A 2,130-nucleotide genomic window follows, 5' to 3' on the forward strand; every position below is an offset into this window, starting at 1 on the left:
GAACAGCGACTCGAACCGCCCCGCCCCCGAGGCCCGGAGCCGCGCCGGTCCCTCCAGGAGCCGGTGACGGGTGATCTTCCCGGAGGCGGTGCGGGGGATCCGCTCGATCTCGTACACCTCCTCGGGCACCTTGAAGTAACTGAGCCGCTCCCGGCACCGGTCGAGCAGCTGCTCCAGGTCGACACCCCGCGGGCCGGGCACGACGAACGCCACGGGCACCTCCCCGAGCACGTCGTGCGGCCTGCCCGCGACCGCGACGTCCGCCACCCCGGGGACCCGCCGCAGCACGTCCTCGACCTCCACGGGGTGGATGTTCTCGCCGCCCCGGATGATCAGCTCCTTGATCCGGCCCGTGACGGTGAAGTAGCCCTCCTCGTCGCGGCGCGCCAGGTCGCCGGTGCGGTACCAGCCGCCCCGCAGCGCGTCCTTCGTCGCTTCCGGCTGGTTGTGGTAGCCGGCCATGACGCTCGGGCCCTTCACCCACACCTCGCCCTCCGCGCCGGTGGCGACGTCCGTGCCTGTCTCCGGGTCGACCAGCCGCACGCCCAGACCCGGCACCGGCACTCCGCAGGAGCCCTCCACCCGGGCGCCCGTCGGCCAGTTGATGGTGATCGAGCCGCAGGTCTCGGTGGATCCGTACGCGTCCAGCAGCGGGGCGTCGAAGGCGCTCTCGAAGGCCCGGCGCAGCGCCGCCGTGGTGATCGCCCCGCCGACCAGGCACATCCGCAGGTGGGGCGCGGAGAAGCCCTGCTCGCGCGCGGCCTGGACGAGGTAGTGGTACATCGTCGGCACGCCGCCGAGGAACGTCGCCTCCTCCTCCCGGATCGCGGCGAGGATCTCGTCGGCTGCCAGCCCGTCGACGATGCGGGCGCTCGCCCCGACGGCGGTGACCGCCAGCACGCAGACGATGTGGGCCAGGCTGTGGAACAGCGGCAGCGGCCACACCACCCGGTCCTCCTCGGACAGGCCGGGGATCGGCACGTAGCAGGCGGCCACGGACCACAGGCAGTTGCGCTGCGTCGACAGCACGCCTTTCGGCCGGCCGGTGGTACCGGAGGTGTAGAGCATCCAGGCCACGTCGTCGAGTCCGAGGTCGTCGCGCGGCGGGGCGGAGGGCGCGGTGCCCGCCAGCGTCTCGTACGAGACGGCGTCGGCCGGCGCGCCGTCCGGCACCGGGCCGCCGCCCGTGACGACGACGCGCAGGTGCGGCCGGTCCTTCGCCAGCGCGGCGAGGAGCCCGGCGCGGGCCGGCTCGGTGATGACGACGCGGGCGCCGCTGTCGTCCAGCAGGTACGCCAACTCGCTCGCCGTGACACGCGGGTTGAGCGGCACGCCCACCGCCGCGGCCCGGGTGATCGCCAGATAGCTCTCCACCACCTCGACCCGGTTGCCGAGGAGGATCGCGGCCCTGTCCCCGGGCTGGAGCCGGAGGTCCGCGAGGTGCCCCGCGAGCCGGCCGGTGCGCTCCTCCAGCTCCGCGTACGTGACGCTCCGGTCCGCGTCGCGGAAGGCGACCTTGGACCCCAGCCGGTCGGCGTGCGCCCGCAGCAGTTCGGGCAGGGGCCGGATCAGCTCGGTACGCAGCATGGCAGAGTTCCTCCGTACGACGGACTCGTGGTGCGGAGGCTCAAGTGTCACGTGGGATCAGTGCGGCGGAACCACTAACGACCCCCCTACACCCTCCCTGTTTCGCTTGCATTCCCGGCCGCGGCGGAGCGTGAATCGCCTTGAATGTGCGGAAGTGCTACTCGCCTCAAGAGGCACCCGTCGGCAAAGGAGCAGCAGTGTCGCACGAAAACACCGCAGCAACCGGAATTACGGGCGGCACCCGGCTCTTTGCGGTGATCGGGGATCCGGTGGCCCAGGTGCGGGCGCCGGAGCTGGTGAACCCTGTTCTGCGCGCGGTGGGGATGGACGCCGTGCTGGTACCGGTGCACGCCCCCGTCGCCCATCTCGCCGACGTCGTACGGGGACTGCAGCGCACCGCGAACCTCGACGGGATCCTCGTCACGGTGCCGCACAAGGACGCCGCCCGGCGGTTCGCCGACGTGCACAGCCCCGCGGTGCGGCTGGCCGCGAGCACCAACGCCATGCGGCGGGAGCCCGACGGCCGGTGGTACGCGGAGAACT

General features: G+C 72.8%; 1 protein-coding gene and 1 pseudogene. One reads left to right on the forward strand and one right to left on the reverse strand.

Going from position 1 to position 2,130, the window contains the following annotated elements:
• Positions 1-1,587: class I adenylate-forming enzyme family protein (locus tag H5J30_RS29095; protein WP_181790257.1), on the reverse strand; the 1,587-nt coding region annotated here is incomplete at its 3' end.
• A gap of 197 nt (positions 1,588-1,784) precedes the next feature.
• Here H5J30_RS29095 and H5J30_RS29100 point away from each other — a divergent pair.
• Positions 1,785-2,130, forward strand: a pseudogene (locus tag H5J30_RS29100) (shikimate dehydrogenase); the annotation flags it as partial.

The sequence above is a fragment of the Streptomyces phytophilus genome (genome assembly GCF_013870535.1).
Classification (GTDB): domain Bacteria; phylum Actinomycetota; class Actinomycetes; order Streptomycetales; family Streptomycetaceae; genus Streptomyces; species Streptomyces phytophilus.